Below are 15,953 nucleotides of genomic sequence, written 5' to 3'. Positions count from 1 at the left end.
TTCCGTACATGGCAGCTTCGCGGTACAAACAGCTGGTCGACGCGCTCGCAGCCGACATCCGGTCGGGTCGGCTCGCCGCAGGTGTGCGGCTGCCGACACACCGCGGGCTCGCCGCCCGCGAGAGCATCGCCGTGGTGACCGCGACCCGGGTGTACGCCGAGCTGGAAGCGATGGGCCTGGTGAGCCGGGAACAGGGCCGCGGCACATTCGTGCGCGACATCGCGGTTCCCGCCGGCCACGGCATCGATCAGCAGGTCGTCGCCACAGACGCGGTCGACCTCACCTTCAACTACCCGTCAGTGCCCGGCCAGGCCGATCTCCTCCGGCAGGCCCTTCGAGAGGTGGCCACCTCCGGTGACCTCGACTCGCTGCTGCGCTACCAACCACATCGAGGACGTCCCCAGGACAGAGCCTCGATCGCACGGCACTTGAGGCGTCGGGGCATCACCACGGACGCGGAGCAGATCCTCATCGCAGGCGGTGCCCAGCATGGCCTGGCCATCACCGTGATGGCCACGCTCAACGCCGGCGACGTCGTCGCGGTCGACGCACTCACCTATCCGGGTTTCAAGGTGCTCGCGCATGCCTTTCATCTCGGCCTGGAGCCCGTACCCGTCACCGCCGACGGGCCGGATCTCGATGCCCTGGAAAGACTGTGCGCGACCCGCCCCGTGCGCGCCATCTACACCATGCCCACCTTGCACAACCCGCTGGGCTGGGTCATGCCGGCACCCGACCGTACCCGCCTGATCAAAATCGCTCGGCGGTACGGTCCGCTCATCATCGAGGACGCCTCCTACGCCTACCTCGCCGAGGACCCTCCGCCGCCGCTGGCCTCCACAGCGCCGGACATCACCCTCTACGTCTCGGGCCTCTCCAAGAACATCGCCACCGGTCTCCGCGTCGGCTTCGTCGTGGCCCCGCCGTCCACGGTGCCGTCGCTCGAACGCGCGATCCGGGCGACCACATGGAACACCCCTGCCCTCACCACCGCGATCGCCTGCCGCTGGCTCGACGACGGCACTGTGGACCGCCTGGAAGCGCAGAAGCGAAACGACGCCAAGGCCCGCCAGACCCTCGCCAGAGAGGAGTTGGCAGGCCTGCCGCTCATCAGCTACCCCTCGTCCTACTTCACCTGGCTGCCCCTGCCCGACGACGCACGCGCCGACCGCCTGACCGCCACCCTCGCGCGTCAACACATCTCGGTATCCACCGCGGAGCCGTACACCACCTCGACACACACACCACAGGCCCTCCGCCTCGCTCTGGGCTCGACCGATCTGGACCGTCTCCGCTCGACGCTGCGCACAGTGCGGCGAGTCGCCATCGAGGACGCGTACGCCTGAACTCCTTGCGAGCGTCCGATTCCTGGCCGCACCCACTTCCGCGTACGAGAGATCGTGAGCGTCGGAGTCCTGGCAGAACAAAGTCGGCAGCCAGATGTGCTCGACCCCGCCCCAGGTGAGCGGGAAGGCGTGAGCCACCATCATGATGCGCAAGCGACGGCCTCTCGGGTTGCGATGAGGTCCGTTGCCCCCGCCCGCCGTGCTCCGGCGCCGTCCCCGGGCGCGGGGCGGCGGCTTCGACCGTGGATCAGCGTGACAAACAACCAGGGCTGAAGCCAGGAACACGTCGCCAACGCGCAGACGGAGTGGGCCGGTCAGCCGTGGCAGCGTCCGACGACATGGTCGACCGGCTGACCGACCGCCCCCGTTTGACGAACCCCGGCAGCGTGCCGCGGGCACGAACCTGTGGAACCGGCCGCGACGACCCTCAGGCCGAGCGGGCATGACACGACCGGCCCGCGCCCATGCGAGGGAAACACGCAGTGGACTCTTGAGGTGGACGTGCTGGCCATGCGAGGCAGTGAACAGCACACCACGATTGACCACTCGGGACCCGCGAACGCTCTGTCCCGGTCCGGGCGTGGGATGCGCTCTCTCGGGCCCGTGAGCCGCAGAAGCACCCCGCGCGCCTGGTTTGCATGACAGCCATGTCGCGCTGGGCCTGTCTCCAGAGGCCCTCCTGCGATGTCCCCTCCCCGCGGGGCCGCCGTCGCCCCGGTCCCCTCCCCCGCCCGGCCCCGCTCGCCGCGCCGGTTCGTGACCGCAGCCCTACGCTCGGGGCATGCGACGCCGCCCGATGCACATGTCTGCCGAGGCCCAGGACGCTCTGCGCACCGCGCTGGAGGAACTCCGCGCGGAGCTGAAAGTCCCCCTGAGATTCCCCAAGCGCGTACTCAAGGCGGCCGACAAGGCCGCGGGTGAAGCGCGCCTTCCCGACAAGGACGCCACCCACCTGCCGTTCTTCACGATCGATCCGCCGAACTCGAAGGACCTCGATCAGGCCATGCACCTGGAGCGGCGGCCCGGTGGCGGCTACCGCGCGTACTACGCCATTGCGGACGTGGCGACCTTCGTCAGGGCGGGCAGCCCTCTGGACGTCGAGGCGCACGACAGGATCGAGACGCTGTACTTCCCCGACCTCAAGGTGCCCCTGCACCCGCCCGCGCTCTCCGAGGGCGCGGCCAGCCTGCTGCCGAACAAGGACCGCCCCGCCCTGTTGTGGCAGCACGACCTTGACGCCCACGGCAATCTGACCGACTCGTCCGTGAGCCGGGCCATGATCCGCAGTCGGGCCCAGCTCGACTACGCCGGCGCCCAGCAGGCCATCGAGAACGGCACGGCGGAGGAGTCCCTCGCCCTGTTGCGCGAGATCGGCGAGCTGCGGGAGGCCGTCGAAGTCGCGCGCGGCGGCATCTCGGTGAATCTGCCGGACCAGGAGGTCACCCTTGAAGACGGATCGTTCCGGCTGCGCTACGTGGCGACGCTTCCGGTCGAGGGCTGGAACGAGCAGATCTCCCTCATGACCGGGATGTCCGCGGCCCAGATCATGCTCGACACGGGTACCGGCATCCTGCGGACCCAGAGGGAGCAGGCCGATCAGAACGTGATCAAGCGCCTCCACGACATCGCGAAGGCCCTGGGCATCGTCTGGCGGCCCGGCATCTCGTACGCCACCCTGGTCCGCAAGCTCGATCCCCAGAACCAGCAGCACATGGCTTTCCTCTCCGAGGCCACGAGCACGATGCTCAAGGCGGAGTACACCGTCTTCCGCGACAACCAGAAGCCGGCGTACACGATGCACGCGGCGATCGCGGCCCCGTACACCCATTGCACGGCTCCGCTACGGCGCCTGGTCGACCGGTACACCGGTGAGCTGTGCGTGATGGCGTGCGCGGACAAGGCCCCGCCGAACTGGGTGCTCGACGCCCTGTCCTGCATCCCGTGCGACACGGCACGGGGGAAGGGCGGCCTGGCGGACCGCCAGACCGTGGACCTGGTCGAGGCCGCGGTGCTCAAGGACCGCGTGGGTGAGGTGTTCGACGCCGCGGTCATCGATACCGACGCGGAGCGCGGCAGGCCGCGCGAGGGCAAGGTGTTCCTGGCCGACCCAGCCGTGCTGGCCAAGGTCGTCTCGACCGACGGCCTGGATCTCCAGCTCGGATCCAGCGTCAGGGCCAGGCTCAAGCAGGCGGACCCCGCCGCGGACGAGGACAAGGTCCTCTTCACCGTGCCCTAGGGAATCCCTTGTCGATCAACGGATCATGGGGCCGGCCCTGAGGGAGGCGGAGCTGTCTGATGGCGCGTGGGCGGTCGGTGATCGCACCGTTGCTGCCGCCGGTTGGACCGGGCCCGCGGGCGGTGGCGTGATCACCGGCACGTGCTGGAAGGCAGCGACTTCAAGTGCCGCACCGGCGTACCGATGACGCGACGTTCCCGAGCGGTTCGGACCGGCGGGCAAACCGTCCATGGACGCGCTTCGCCGACCGGTCCGCCGAAAGTACATTCGACCGCCTCCTGGCCGTGCCCCAGGGCCCGGATGAAGGGGACTGGATGGTCGCGATCGACTCCACGATCGTCCGGGCTCGCAGCACACCGCTGCCAAAGGCGCCCACGCCGAACGAGCCGGTTACCTCTCAGCTCGTGGGTGGGCTCGCGCTTGGAACCGCAGCGTCTGGTTCGGCAGAGCCGGACCCGCGCGGCGCGGCGTCGGCGCGCTGACCGACGCCCTCACGGGTGTCTTCTCACGACACCTGAACGCGCCCTTCGGCCTCTCGCCCTGGGATCACCCGTGACCAGTCTCCTGGTCGATGTGGGCGTCCAACGCCGCTGTGGCCTCATCCCGACGCCGGTCCACGAGGTCCGCGAGACGGGCGACAGCCGTCCGCTCGGCTGGGGTGAGTTCGTCCATGGCCACCTCGATGGCCTCCCGGACGTGCTCGGCAACAGCCTGTGCCTTGACAGCTTCGATCTCGACCGGCCCGACCGTGTCGAGATAGCCGAACTCGACCAGCCGCCGGACCGAAGCCCGGGTCTCCTCCGGCGGCATCCGCAGTTCGGCGATCAGCCAGTCGAGATCACCGTACGGAGCGCAGATCGCTCCCAGCCACCGGCACCGCATGTAGACACCGACGTCAGCTGACGACAGACGGCCGTCGGTGATCGGCAGGTGGGCTACGGCGAGCACGTCGGGCTCACCGGGTTCACTGCGCAGCTTCAGCTGCTCCTCCGACACCGCTACCGCCGCCCCGCAGCAGCTTCGGCGCCGAGCAGATCGGTGGCGTCCAGGGCTTCCCGGGGCGAAGCCGCACGAGGGTCAGCCGATGTCGGCAGCCGGTGCTGTGGGCCGGCGGCGGCAGGCGCGAGTTCGCCGGGCCGGGCCGAAGTACTGGGGACCGAGTCGTCGAAGACGAGGAGAATCGTGCGGCGGAGATCCATGGGGTCCACGCTGCCGGAACAGGAACGGGGCCCGGGGTCAATGCGGCGCGCGATCACCAGAACGGGTGATCCAGCGCCGACGGCAGCCGATCTTTTTCGACCCGTAAGCGGCCCATGACCTGGGCGAACGCGGGTGCGTCACCTGCCTGGCCAGGCGTGAGGACGAATATGAGCGGGCGTCAGTTGCCGTCTGCGGCGAGTGGATCTCGTGGTCAGTCCGCCGCGGGATCCTCCGGTGGGCGCCCCTCCACGACCCGAAGTGTTCGGGCAGGTCCATCCACGGCGTCCCGGTGCCGTTCTTGAACGCGATCGCGTCGATCACCTGCCGGTGATCCCGCCACCGCCCACCCCGCCACGGAGCGCGGTCCGGCAGCGGCTCGATCCGCGCCCACTGGGCGTCAGTCAACGACACACATCAACCGGCGGTGGGATGATCCGAAGGAAACGGCCTTAGCCCCCCATGAACTGGGAGCACCGGTACGGGCCCGCCGGGCGGCCGTCGCCGATGAGGGTGACCTGGACGTCGTCCGGTCGGATCGCGGGGTGCAGGGTGGACTGGGCGCGGGCGAGGGTGCAGACGAGCTGGCCGTTGATCAGGTCGTCGCGGCGGTTGCCGGAGAAGGTGGTACCCGCGGAGCGCAGGGTCACGCGGGTGGCCTCCGCCGTGGTGTCGTAGGAGATCCGGCTGACCAGCGTCGTCAGGCCGCGTTTCTGTTCGGGCTCGGTGGGGCCTGCGACCAGGAGTTTGAGTGCCGCGTCCAGGCCGGTGAGCTCCGTGTCGGGGCGTGAGACGCCTTCGAGGTGGCCCGTCGCCGAGACGAAGTAGAGGCGGAGGCCCTTGGTGAGGCCGGTCGGGGGTTCGCCCGCGCCGATCACTCCGCTCGGCTGCACTCCGCAGGATGTCAGTACGGCCGCCAGCGCGGCCGCCGGCAGCATCAGGGCGGCAGGTCTGCGGGTCATGGTGTGCGGGCCTCCGCGTCGGTCGGGGGCAGGGGCAGGTGGAGGGTGAAGACGGCGCCGCCGTCCCGGCGGTTCGCGGCGTCGATGGTGCCGCCGTGCAGGCGGGCGTTCTCCAGGGAGATGGCGGTGCCGAGGCCGCTGCCTTCGGAGCGGGTGCGTGCCGCGTCCGCCTTGTAGAAGCGGTCGAAGACGTGCCGGAGTGCGTCGGCCGAGAGGCCGGGGCCCCGGTCCGCGACGGTGAGGACTGCCGTGTGCCCGGTGGTCGTGAGCGAGAGCGTCACCGGGGGTGCGCCGTGCCGGAGCGCGTTGCCCACCAGGTTGGCGATGATCACGTCGAGGCGGCGGCGGTCCAGTGGGGCGCGCACGCCGTCGGGGAGATCGACGTGTACCTCGTCCGTCCAGCCCCGCAGGGCCAGGCTTGCCCGGATCGCCTCGGCCAGGTCGGTGTCGGTGAGGGTCAGGCGGGCCGCACCGGAGTCGAAGCGGGACATCTCCATCAGGTCGTCGACCAGGCGGGAGAGCTTCGCCGTCTCGGCGCTGACCGTGCGGGCCGCACGGGCCGTGTCGGGTGGGAGCTGGTCGGCGTCCTCCTCCAGGACGGTGGCCACCATGGTCATCGCCGCGAGTGGGGTGCGCAGTTCGTGGGAGACGTCGGCGACGAAGCGACGGGCACGCTCCTCCTGGTCGCGCAGGTGGGTGACCGAGGACTGGAGCTCGTCGGCGGTCTCGTTGAAGTCCTGGGCCAGATTGCCGAGTTCGTCGCGACCCTTCACGGTCACCCGGATCGAAAGGTCCCCCTCGGCCAGCTTCCGGGTCGCCCGCCCCAGGTCGCGCACCGGGCGCAGGACGGCTCGTGCGGAGAGCAGGGCGAGGAGGGCGGAGAGCAGGACGACGGGGGCGATGCCGTCCCGTACCGCCGTGAGCAGTCCCGCTGTGTCGTCCTGCTCGGGCCGCAGCGAGGCGACTGCGTAGATCTCCAGGCCCGAGGCCCGGCCGTCGTCGGCGAAGGTGACGGGTGTGCCGACGGCCAGGTACGGGATGTCGTGGCGGGTGACGCGCTGGAAACTCATCGTGCCGCGCGTGCGGACCGCCTCGCGCAGCTGCGGGGTGATCCTGCTCTGGTCGGCGAGCACGTCGGAGGTGCCCTGGAGCTCGCGGTAGCGGCTGATGACGAGCGGGGCGCCGTCGAGGCTCTGGGCGACGCGCTCGGAGAGTTCGGTGAGGCCGCGTTCGGTCGGCGGCAGGTCGATGTCGGGCGCGATGGTGGTGACGCGGTCGTACAGGTTGTGCTGGAAGGAGTCCTGGGCGCGTTTGAGGATGGCGGTGCGCGCCTCGCGGTAGGCGAGCGCGGTGGCGGTGGCGGAGCCGGTCAGGGTGACGAGGACGAACGTGACGACCAGGCGGGTGCGCAGGCTCCCCAGCCACGGTCCGCGGGGGCGGCGGCGGCCCCGGGAGTCGCGGCCGGGCCGCGTGCGGCGGGGCGGGGTCATATCGGGCCGAAGCGGTAGCCGAAGCCGCGGACGGTCTGGATGTATCGGGGGCGCGCCGCCTCGTCCTCGATCTTGGCGCGCAGGCGCCCCACGGCCGCGTCGACGAGGCGGGAGTCCCCGAGGAAGTCATGGTCCCAGACCCGTTCGAGGAGCTGTTCACGGCTGAGGACCCGGCCGGGCGAGGCGGAGAGCTCCAGGAGCAGCCGCAGCTCGATGGGCGGCAGGGGGACGCCGGCGCCGTTCTTGGTGACGGTCAGTCCGGCGCGGTCGAGGACGAGTCCGGTGTACTCGGAGCGTTCGGGGTGCGCGGGCTGCGGCTCGGCCCGGCGCAGTGCGGCCTTGATGCGGGCTTCCAGGACGGGGGCGGTGACGGGCTTGACGACGTAGTCGTCGGCGCCGGCCTCCAGGCCGCGGACGATGTCGGAGTCGTCGCCGCGGGCCGTGAGCATGATCACGGGCAGGGTGGAACGGGAGCGGAGGCGGCGGCAGACCTCGAAGCCGTCGATGCCGGGCAGCATGAGGTCGAGCACGGCGAGCTCCACCGCCTTCCCGGCGGTGCTGTCGAGGAGGTCGAGGGCTTCCTCACCGGTGGCCGCGGTGTCGACGTCGTAGCCGTGTCGGCGCAGGACGAGTTCCATGCCGTCGCGCACGGCGGCGTCGTCCTCGATGAGAAGCACATGGGGCATGCGTCCGATTATGGGCGAGGATTCCGTGTCGAAGCCCCCGGGACCAAGGCTCGGATACGCAGGCCATCGGCATTGTTACGTTCTCATCATGTGGTGTTACGTGTTCATGGAACGGCGCGGGAGAGACCATCATGTGCGGGCCTGAGGGTCGTCCGCATGACCTCGAACACCATGAACGCCTTGAGCGCCACCGACCGCGATGGCTGTGTGCGGCCCCGTACCCGCCGCCGGTCCCGTGCCGTTCTCACCTCGTTCCTCGCCGTGCCGGTTCTCGCTCTCGCCGTCGCCTGCGGTACCGACGGCGGGGCCAAGGACGCCGGTGTGGCCACCGTCCCCGATGAGCCGACGGCCTCTGCCGCCACCCCGAGCGGGCCCGGCGACGGCGGCTCGCCGACGGCCGGCGGCAAGGGTGCCTTCTACGACGCGCAGATGACGTACGTGCGGTGCATGCGCGGCAAGGGCGGCGTCAAGGAGTTCCCCGACCCCAAGCTGAGCGGCTATCTGGACTGGACGAAGATCGACGAGCTGAGCCCCGCGTACCCCGAGGTGTCCAAGGGCGGCAGGAACGGCGTCTGCGTGGCGGAGATGACCGCGGCGTCGCAGCAGGAGCCCGAGCGCGACACGCAGACGGAGTACGAGTCGATGCTCGCGCACGCCCAGTGCATGCGCTCCCAGGGCGTGTCTCGGTTCCAGAACCCGACGATGTCCGGTGGCAACGTCATCCCGGGCGGCGATCCGAACCCGGCGAGCCCGTCCTTCGACCGTGGCTCCCCGGCGTACAAGCAGGCCGTCGCGGCCTGCAAGGACAAGCTTCTCGACGGCCTGGACGGTATGCAGTGACGCGGCGCCGGACACTTCTCGTCGGCGGTGCGCTGACCGTGGCCCTCGCGGGCGGTGCCGGGATCCTCGTCCTCGCCACCGGGCCGGAGGCCGAGCCCGCGGGCGGCGGGGCGGGACTGCCGCCCGCCACCACCACCGTCGTACGGACCGACCTGGTGAGCAGCAAGACCGTCGACGGACGGCTCGACCACGCGGGTCGGCGGCCGGTGAAGGCGGCGGTCGCGGGCACGGTCACCGTCGCGGCCGAGGAGGGCACGACCGTACGCCAGGGGCAGGCGCTGTACGAGCTGGACGACAAGCCCGTCACCCTGCTGTACGGGCCGGTGCCGATGTTCCGCGAGATGCGGACCGGCGACCGGGGCACCGACGTCCTCCAGCTCGAACGCAACCTGCGCGACCTCGGGTTCGGCCGCGGGATGTACGTGGACCCGCGGTACGACGCGGCGACGGAGGCCGCCGTCAAGCGGTGGCAGAAGTCCTTGAACCGGGAGCCGACCGGGCGGGTCGGCAAGGGACACGTGGTCTTCCAGCCGGGCCGCGTCAGGGTCGTCTCGGCGGATGCCGCTCTGGCCGACCAGGTCGGTCCCGACAAGGCGGTGCTCACGGTCGCCTCGCCCCGGCCCGTCGTGCGGGCCGCCCTCGACCCGTCGGACGCGCCGCTGACCGCACCGGGCACCCGCGCCGAGGTGACCCTGCCCAGCGGGACGACGGTACGGGGGAAGGTGACCGGCACCGTAAGGCCCGGCGACGACGGGTCCGGGGGCGGGGAAGCGGCCGGGGGCGGCCGCGAGGGCATCACCGTCGAGGTGACCCTCGACGACGGGACGCCTGCGGGCGAGGACACGCGGGCCACCGCGAGCGTGAAGTTCGTGAGCGAGAGCAGGAAGGGCGTGCTCGTGGTGCCCGTCGAGGCGGTGGTGGCACTGCGCGGTGCGAACGGCGGCTACGGGCTGGAGGTCGTCGAGGGCGCTTCCACCCGGATGGTGCGGGTGGAGACGGGCATGACGGCCGACGGGAAGATCGAGGTCAAGGGCGCCCAGCTGCGTGAGGGGATGCGGGTGGGGGTGGCGGCTCCGTGATCGCACGCCGTCGTTCCGCGGTCCCGGACGGAGCCTCTGACACGATCCCGGCCGTGGCCTCGGATGCGGTCCGGGGCCCGGTCCCCTCCGCCGTCCCGGCAGCGGCCCCGCACCTCGCCGACGGGCTCGTCCCTCGCGACGCGCTGGCCGGCGCAACCTCCGTGCCTCCGGTCGTCGAGCTCCGGGGTGCCTCGAAGACCCACCCCGGACCGGTGCACGCCCTGCGCGCGGTGGACCTGACCGTCGAGGCGGGCGAACTCCTCGCCATCGTCGGCCCCTCAGGCTCCGGCAAGTCGACCATGCTGAACATCATGGGCACCCTGGACCGGCCCACGACCGGCACCGTCCACGTCACCGGGCGGGATGTCGGAACGCTGTCGGACGCCCGGTTGTCCGCGCTGCGGGCCCGGCACATCGGCTTCGTGTTCCAGCACTTCCACCTGTCCGCCGGGCGCGACGCCGTCGACAACGTCTGCGACGGTCTGCTCTACGCGGGCGTCGGCCTGCGGGAACGCCGCGCACGAGCCCGTACCGCGCTGGAGAGGGTCGGGCTCGGGCACCGCCTCGGCCACAGGCCCACCGAGCTCTCAGGCGGCGAGAAGCAACGCGTCGCCATCGCCCGGGCCATCGTGGGGGCGCCGGACCTGCTGCTCGCCGACGAACCGACGGGCGCCCTCGACACCGCGTCCGGGAAGATCGTGATGGAGCTCCTGCACGAGTTGAACGCCGCCGGTACGGCCGTGTGCGTCATCACCCATGACCACGACATCGCCGACTCGCTGCCCCGGCGGGTGCGCTTCCGCGACGGCGAGGTCGTGGACGACTCGGGACGGGCCGGCTCGCGTCTGCCGGAGGTGGGAGCGTGAAGGGCCCCGTACCCCTGCGGCCCGCGCGCCTGTCCGCCCGTGACATGCTGCGCACCGGAGCCATCGGCCTGCGCACCCGCCGTACCCGGGTGGTGCTGTCCGCGCTCGGCATCGCCATCGGCATCGCGACCATGATCGCCGTCGTCGGTCTGTCGACCTCCAGCCGTGCCGACCTGATGAGCCGCCTCGACCGCCTCGGCACCAACCTGCTCACGGCCGAGGCGGGCCGGGACCCCTATGGCCAGGAGGTCACCCTGCCCAAGAACGCGGTCGCGATGGTCCAGCGCATCGGCCCGGTCCGGCATGCGACGGCCACCGGCGACGTGGACGCGCGGATCCGGCGCAGCGACGTCGTGCCCGAGGAGCGGACGGCGGGCGTCACCGCGCAGGCCGCCCGTCCCGACCTGCTGGCCGCGCTCGGCGCGAAGGTGAGCCGTGGGGTGTGGCTGAACCGGGCGAACGAACGCCTCCCGGTGACGGTCCTCGGCTCGGTCGCGGCGCGACGGCTCGGTGTCACCGAACCGGGCGAGAAGATCATGATGAACGACGAGTACGTCGTCGTGGTCGGAATCCTCGAACCGATCGAGCTGGTCCCGAATCTGGACCGGGTGGCACTCGTCGGATTCCCGGCCGCCGAACGCTACTTCGCCTTCGACGGGCACCCGTCGACGGTCTTCGAGCGCTCACCGGACGCCACCGTCGAGGACGTGCGCGCCGTGCTCGCGCGCACCGTCAGCCCCGGCAACCCCGTCGGGGTCAAGGTCTCGCGGCCCTCCGACGCGCTCGCCGCGAAGGCCGCCACCGACAAGGGCCTCACCGCGTTGATGCTGGGCCTCGGGGCCGTGGCCCTGCTCGTGGGCGGTGTCGGTGTCGCGAACACGATGGTGGTGTCGGTACTGGAACGGCGTCAGGAGATCGGGCTGCGCCGCGCCCTCGGGGCCACCCGCGGCGCCGTCCGGCTGCAGTTCCTCACCGAGTCGCTCCTGCTGTCCGCCCTCGGCGGCCTGGCGGGCGCGGTCCTCGGAGCGGCGGCGACATACGGCTTCGCCCTGGTGCAGGGCTGGACACCGGTCGTCCCACCGTGGTCGCTGGGCGGTGGACTCGCGGCCACCCTCGCCATCGGTGCCCTGGCGGGCCTCTACCCGGCCGTCCGCGCCTCCCGCCTCGACCCGACCACGGCGCTCAACGCGACCTGACCGAGCCGCGGCGGCGAGGATCTGTGGAATCGGTTCTGTCCGCATTTCGCGAAACCCCAGGCCGATCGCTCGCCGTCTCGCGGCGCGATAGCGTGCACCTGTGACAGAGCTCGTCCTGGATACTCAGGTCCTCGTGAACTTCCGGCACCACGACTTCACAGGCCACGGACCGCACGGCTACCGCTGGGTCGACGTGAAGTCCTTCCGGTTCCCCCAGGGCATTCAGGACAGTGAGCTACTGGTGGCGCTCGTCGCGCACGAGCAGTTCCGCGATGACTACGCGGGCGGCGGCGTCGACCCTGCGGGGACGCGGCACGGCCCGTACTGGCTCAAGCACGTCACGGCGCATGCCTACCGGCCGGTTGCCGACACAGACGCACTCCGCACCCTCCGCGGGTGGGCCAGCTGGCACGGCTCCATCCCGGACTCCCTGGAGGAGACCCTCGCCTCGACCGTGCATGCCCCGATCGACTCGGCCACCAGCTGCTACCACCTCCAGGACCTCGGACACCAGAAGTTCCACGACTGGGGCGGCGTGCACATCGACTTCCATGAATACATCGCCATCGATCATGACCAGGCCCTGTTGACGCTCCTGGTCGCGGCCGACGACTGAACCCGAGGTCGTTCACGAAACTGCGCACAGACAGACAGAACCGTGGAATCGGCCAGTGCTGCCCTCGTTCCCCAGGCCCCCGGGCCCCCGCTGCGGATATGCGGGGGCGGGCGGCAGCACCGAGAACCGGTGCCGCACCACGAAGCCGAACCGCGGCGCGTACAACGCCCGCGTCTGTGGCCGGGAGTCGGTCGCGTCGGTTTGGGGCTTGGGCCGCCTGCATGGCGGTGAGTTCGCGGACGTAGTGGGCGGCGACGACCGCCGCCGGCACAACCAGCAGGTCCACGGAGTCAGCCCGAGCGGCCCGGCCACGAGGGCGAACAGGCAGGCGGCCCACCAGCCTTGCAGCAGACGGGGCGCCGGGGCTGTGCCGAGGCCGGGTGGGCTGGAAACGCGCCAGACGTCGTTGGCGATCTGCCTGGTGGGGCAGGACGGCCCGCTCCGCCTGGTCGGCGACATGGGGCGGGTGCGGTGGACGGGGCGGCCCCTCGGCCCACGCCTCGGTGGCAGCGTCCGCGTCGAGCGGTGCGTCCGCGGCCGGACCCATCCGGGTGTGCGGGTCCTCCTGGTCGAGGAGTTGGCAGGCTTCCTGTCCGAGCCGGGTCAGTACCTCCAGCGGAAGCCAGGGGCCCAGCGAGTGGTACTGCGTCTCCTGCCGGTGCCGCAGCTCGGCCAGAGTCGGCCGAGCCGCCGGATCCTTGGCCGGGCAGGCCGCGATCAGCTCCTGCAGCGGCTCGGGCCCACCGGCGAGGTTCGGTGCCTCGTGCACCACCCGGTAGATCACGGCGTGCGCCTGACCCTCCGCCACATCGAACGGGAGCCGCCCTGAGGCGGCCGAAGGCCGGCACCGTGCCCAGCGAGAAGACGTCGCTCGCCTCGGTCAGCCGCTCACCGCGGATCTGCTCCGGCGACATGAGGCCGGGGGCACGGAGGGTCAGGACCGCACTGTCGTACGGGGAGTCTCGCCGGGTCCTGTGCGGGCCGAACGGAGCAACGCGCATCTCCACCCGCGTACGCCCGACGGGCGCCCCGCAACGGTGCGGGTTACCGACAGCGGATCGACGGGCCGTCCCTGGCGCGGAGATACCCCGTGCGCCACGTGCGTGGCCTGCTTGACCTGCCGTGCGGTCCCCTGCAGAGTCGGGGTACGGCGGATCGGTGACGACGTCCCGTACCCAGGCCCGCCGCTCCCTCGTCCCGAGAACGGCGGACAGCCCCGAGTCCCAGGAGTGACTGAAGCGGTGCTCCTCGACCTGGTAGTGATCGGTTTGGCCATCTCGTTGGGACCTCTCCACAACAGCGCCTTCATCCTGCTGCTCTCTTCGCGGCGCGGTGTACGTCAGGGGCTGGCGTTCCTGTTGTCGTGGCTGGCCAACCTGGTCGTGGTGATCACCCTCGTGATGCTGCTGACGAACGGACAGCCCCCGGCCCGTCACAGCACCCCTTCGACCGCCGCCATCGCCGCGAAGCTCGCCATCGGTGTGGCTCTGGTGCTGTACGGCTCCTACCGGCACCGTCGGCCTCCGCGCCCGCACGGGCCGCCCCGCTGGAGCGCCCGGATCGACAACGCCTCCCCCATCACCGCGGCCGGTCTCGCCTGGGCGCTTCAGCCGTGGGGACTGGTCGCCGCCGGCGCCGCCACGGCCCTCGACGCGGACCTCTCCACTGCTACCGACTGGCTCGCGCTGACCGGCTACTGCCTGTTGGCCACGCTCAGCCTCATCGTCATGGAGATGTACGTGGTCTGGGCTCCCACGAGCGCGAACGCTCGCCTCAACGCGCTGCGGAGCTGGCTGAGTCGGCATCAGGAGCAGTTGATCATCACCATTTCCCTGCTGGTCGGCCTGTGGCTCATGGCTCGCAGCATCTACGACCTGGTCTCCTGAGCCCCGCCTGCCCTGGCTTCATCACGCTTCCTCCCCGCCGGCCGTTGCAACCGCCAGGCCCTGCTGGGCTCCGCCGCCCTCGCATCAAGGAACTGCTGCGTACGCAGGAGATTTTCGCGGAGGACCTGTTCGACGCTGTGCCGGACGAACTGGTTCCTGAAGGTGCCCGCTGCTCCGCACCGCGGCCCAGCGTGGATGTGGTGCGTGCGGCTCCGCGAGGGCCTCGCTCGTGCGATCCGCGCGCCGCCAGGGCAATGGTTTCGGGCATATCTCGGTCCCCGTAGTCTCCGTGATCCGCGTTCTCGCCGTCGGTCGGTGGAGGGTGGCGGGACATCACTCCCCCGCCCCGCGTGCGTGGCCCCCTGGCCATCGGTGGACACCGGCCCGGCGCCTCGGCCGCTTCAGCAGGCCGCCGAATCGTTGCTGCCGCGTGCCGCACGGCCGTGGCATTCGCCCACGAACACGTCGGCGATTGCGAAGGTAAGCACTTCTTCCTATCAATTACCTCGTGACGAATCCCGGCGCGCGCTGGCCAGAAAGTGCTGCCGGGGAAATCCGCAGGCCCTCGCGTCCGCTGCTAGTCTTCGGTTCCTCGTTCGGATGCAATGGAGATTCTCCGTATGGAAAATCCACCCGGAATGGGGCCGCTGCCGGCGAGGTCCTGGGCCATCGGCGATTTCTCGCGCGAGGTGCTCCGCCACGCCGCATACCCGTTTCTGGCCTTGTCCGCAGTCTGGCTCTTCGCCTCGACCCTGCACTACGGCTGGGACCGCGGGACGTCGGTCCAGATCTTCCTCGTCGGCGTCATCCTCTACCTCTCGGCACTGGAGCGCGCGATCCCCCATCGAGACGACTGGCATCCGAGTGGTCGGGAACTCCGCTGGTACGCGGCCTACTTCGCGTTCACCATGGTGGGTGCCGTGCTCGCCCAGGCGGTGGTGGGGGCAGTGGTGGCGGCGGTCGCAGGGCCGGTGCTGGGGCTCGTGCTGTCGGTGCAGATCCCCGTGGCCCTGCTGGCTTCCTCACTGGCCGGATATCTGGCACACCGCCTGGCGCACTCTCATCGCTGGCTCTGGAAGGTTCATGGAATTCACCATGTACCGGAGAAGGTCAACGTCGCCAACAACGGCGTCAACCACGTATTGGACGTCGCCTTCAAGCAGGGTGCGGTTCAATTGAGTCTCGGATTGCTCGGATTCTCTTCCGACTGCCTCTTCGCGGTGGCGCTCTTCACCATCGTCCAGGGCTATTTCGTCCACGCGAACGTCGATGTCCGTCTCGGGCCGTTCAACCATGTCCTGGCCAGCCCGGAACAGCACCGGCTGCACCACAGCGCCGACGTGGCCGAGGCCGGGCACTACGGCGTCGACCTCTCGGTCTGGGACCGCCTCTTCGGCAGCTTCACCTGGCGGCCGGGCCGCCGGCCCCTCGTGGTCGGCGTCCAGGACCCCGCCGCGTTCCCGGGGACCGGGTCGGTCCTCGCCGGCCTGCTCCACCCCTGGCGCCGTCCGCCCCGTACCGCCTAGCCCCGTGCCGTACGGGCGACGCGCCCG

14 protein-coding genes are annotated in these 15,953 nt (G+C 70.9%); 9 read left to right on the top strand and 5 right to left on the bottom strand.

Annotated features, from left to right (window positions below; translation table 11 throughout):
• The first annotated feature begins 8 nt into the window (after positions 1–8).
• Both ACN9MM_RS38985 and ACN9MM_RS38980 read left to right on the top strand, forming a co-directional pair.
• Complete coding sequence (locus ACN9MM_RS38985; RefSeq protein ID WP_426368559.1) at positions 9–1,346, top strand: PLP-dependent aminotransferase family protein; 1,338 nt, start codon at positions 9–11, stop codon at positions 1,344–1,346.
• 781 nt (positions 1,347–2,127) lie between these two features.
• Positions 2,128–3,582, top strand: coding sequence for an RNB domain-containing ribonuclease (locus tag ACN9MM_RS38980; protein ID WP_426368558.1), 1,455 nt, complete (start codon positions 2,128–2,130; stop codon positions 3,580–3,582).
• A gap of 546 nt (positions 3,583–4,128) precedes the next feature.
• Here ACN9MM_RS38980 and ACN9MM_RS38975 read toward each other — a convergent pair.
• From ACN9MM_RS38975 to ACN9MM_RS38955, 5 genes are all read right to left on the bottom strand, one after another.
• Positions 4,129–4,578, bottom strand: a complete 450-nt coding sequence (locus tag ACN9MM_RS38975; RefSeq protein ID WP_426368557.1) for a hypothetical protein — start codon at positions 4,576–4,578, stop codon at positions 4,129–4,131.
• A 240-nt stretch (positions 4,579–4,818) separates the two neighbouring features.
• Positions 4,819–5,193: a transposase gene (locus ACN9MM_RS38970; RefSeq protein ID WP_426368556.1), complete on the bottom strand. Its 375-nt coding sequence runs from the start codon at positions 5,191–5,193 to the stop codon at positions 4,819–4,821.
• 38 nt (positions 5,194–5,231) lie between these two features.
• Positions 5,232–5,741 carry a GerMN domain-containing protein gene (locus ACN9MM_RS38965; RefSeq protein WP_426368555.1) on the bottom strand — a complete coding sequence of 170 codons (510 nt, stop codon included), beginning with the start codon at positions 5,739–5,741 and terminating at the stop codon, positions 5,232–5,234.
• Positions 5,738–7,231 carry an ATP-binding protein gene (locus ACN9MM_RS38960; protein ID WP_426368554.1) on the bottom strand — a complete coding sequence of 498 codons (1,494 nt, stop codon included), beginning with the start codon at positions 7,229–7,231 and terminating at the stop codon, positions 5,738–5,740. Before ACN9MM_RS38960 ends, ACN9MM_RS38965 begins: the two co-directional genes overlap by 4 nt.
• Entirely contained in the window at positions 7,228–7,917 is a 690-nt protein-coding gene (locus ACN9MM_RS38955; protein WP_426368553.1) for a response regulator, read from the bottom strand. The genes ACN9MM_RS38960 and ACN9MM_RS38955 overlap by 4 nt, the downstream gene beginning before the upstream one ends.
• A gap of 156 nt (positions 7,918–8,073) precedes the next feature.
• Between ACN9MM_RS38955 and ACN9MM_RS38950 the strand changes: the two genes are divergently transcribed.
• The 7 genes from ACN9MM_RS38950 to ACN9MM_RS38920 all read left to right on the top strand — a co-directional run bounded on the left by ACN9MM_RS38950 (position 8,074) and on the right by ACN9MM_RS38920 (position 15,926).
• Positions 8,074–8,757, top strand: coding sequence for a hypothetical protein (locus ACN9MM_RS38950; protein ID WP_426368552.1), 684 nt, complete (start codon positions 8,074–8,076; stop codon positions 8,755–8,757).
• Complete coding sequence (locus tag ACN9MM_RS38945; RefSeq protein WP_426368551.1) at positions 8,754–9,836, top strand: peptidoglycan-binding protein; 1,083 nt, start codon at positions 8,754–8,756, stop codon at positions 9,834–9,836. Before ACN9MM_RS38950 ends, ACN9MM_RS38945 begins: the two co-directional genes overlap by 4 nt.
• 143 nt (positions 9,837–9,979) lie before the next feature.
• Positions 9,980–10,702 carry an ABC transporter ATP-binding protein gene (locus ACN9MM_RS38940; protein ID WP_426368946.1) on the top strand — a complete coding sequence of 241 codons (723 nt, stop codon included), beginning with the start codon at positions 9,980–9,982 and terminating at the stop codon, positions 10,700–10,702.
• Positions 10,703–10,746: 44 nt separating this feature from the next.
• Positions 10,747–11,898, top strand: a complete 1,152-nt coding sequence (locus tag ACN9MM_RS38935; protein WP_426368945.1) for an ABC transporter permease — start codon at positions 10,747–10,749, stop codon at positions 11,896–11,898.
• Positions 11,899–11,998: 100 nt separating this feature from the next.
• Positions 11,999–12,514: a hypothetical protein gene (locus tag ACN9MM_RS38930; RefSeq protein WP_426368550.1), complete on the top strand. Its 516-nt coding sequence runs from the start codon at positions 11,999–12,001 to the stop codon at positions 12,512–12,514.
• 1,241 nt (positions 12,515–13,755) lie between these two features.
• Complete coding sequence (locus ACN9MM_RS38925; RefSeq protein ID WP_426368944.1) at positions 13,756–14,400, top strand: GAP family protein; 645 nt, start codon at positions 13,756–13,758, stop codon at positions 14,398–14,400.
• Positions 14,401–15,020: 620 nt separating this feature from the next.
• Positions 15,021–15,926 carry a sterol desaturase family protein gene (locus tag ACN9MM_RS38920; protein ID WP_426368549.1) on the top strand — a complete coding sequence of 302 codons (906 nt, stop codon included), beginning with the start codon at positions 15,021–15,023 and terminating at the stop codon, positions 15,924–15,926.
• Positions 15,927–15,953: the final 27 nt, after the last annotated feature.

Origin of the sequence: Streptomyces sp. E-08 (assembly GCF_049913095.1) — a bacterium.
Taxonomy (GTDB): domain Bacteria; phylum Actinomycetota; class Actinomycetes; order Streptomycetales; family Streptomycetaceae; genus Streptomyces.
Note: the sequence above shows the minus strand (reverse complement) of the source record. Positions and strands in the feature narration are given on the sequence as shown.

Excerpts from the sequence above, each read along its gene's own strand:
- ACN9MM_RS38985 (WP_426368559.1), top strand. The coding sequence starts at position 9 with ATGGCAGCTTCGCGGTACAAACAGCTGGTCGACGCGCTCGCAGCCGAC.
- ACN9MM_RS38980 (WP_426368558.1), top strand. The coding sequence starts at position 2,128 with ATGCGACGCCGCCCGATGCACATGTCTGCCGAGGCCCAGGACGCTCTG.
- ACN9MM_RS38965 (WP_426368555.1), bottom strand. The coding sequence starts at position 5,741 with ATGACCCGCAGACCTGCCGCCCTGATGCTGCCGGCGGCCGCGCTGGCG.
- ACN9MM_RS38960 (WP_426368554.1), bottom strand. The coding sequence starts at position 7,231 with ATGACCCCGCCCCGCCGCACGCGGCCCGGCCGCGACTCCCGGGGCCGC.
- ACN9MM_RS38955 (WP_426368553.1), bottom strand. The coding sequence starts at position 7,917 with ATGCCCCATGTGCTTCTCATCGAGGACGACGCCGCCGTGCGCGACGGC.
- ACN9MM_RS38950 (WP_426368552.1), top strand. The coding sequence starts at position 8,074 with ATGACCTCGAACACCATGAACGCCTTGAGCGCCACCGACCGCGATGGC.
- ACN9MM_RS38935 (WP_426368945.1), top strand. The coding sequence starts at position 10,747 with ATGCTGCGCACCGGAGCCATCGGCCTGCGCACCCGCCGTACCCGGGTG.
- ACN9MM_RS38920 (WP_426368549.1), top strand. The coding sequence starts at position 15,021 with ATGGAAAATCCACCCGGAATGGGGCCGCTGCCGGCGAGGTCCTGGGCC.